Here is a 330-nt window from a genome sequence, read left to right as displayed (position 1 = left end):
CGCCCCCGCGCCGATCGCTGTGGATGCCGTGCCGCCTGCGATGCTGGCGCCACCGACTGCCAGCGCATCCCTGCCCGTTGCAGAAGCGTTGTCGCCCTGGTCACCCGCGTTGTATGCAACATACTTGCTGGCACCCGTGGCCTTTTCCAACTGGCCCAGGTTGACAGCGTCCGTGGCATTCGTGCCATCGGCCACGCCCGTCAGCCTGCGGTTGAGCACACTCCCGCCGGTGCCCCGGCCGGCAAAGTTGACGGTTGTGCCGGCGTTGTCCTTGGCCACCGTGATGTCCGCCGAGCTGTTGGCCTGCTGCACCAAGCCGATCGTGCCCGC

At 67.9% G+C, this 330-nt stretch carries 1 pseudogene; it reads right to left on the bottom strand.

The features are described from left to right. Positions 1-330: pseudogene (locus RVY79_RS18380) on the bottom strand (hypothetical protein); the annotation flags it as partial.

The organism is Chromohalobacter sp. HP20-39 (assembly GCF_033052815.1).
Taxonomy (GTDB): Bacteria; Pseudomonadota; Gammaproteobacteria; order Pseudomonadales; family Halomonadaceae; genus Chromohalobacter.
Note: the sequence above shows the minus strand (reverse complement) of the source record. Positions and strands in the feature narration are given on the sequence as shown.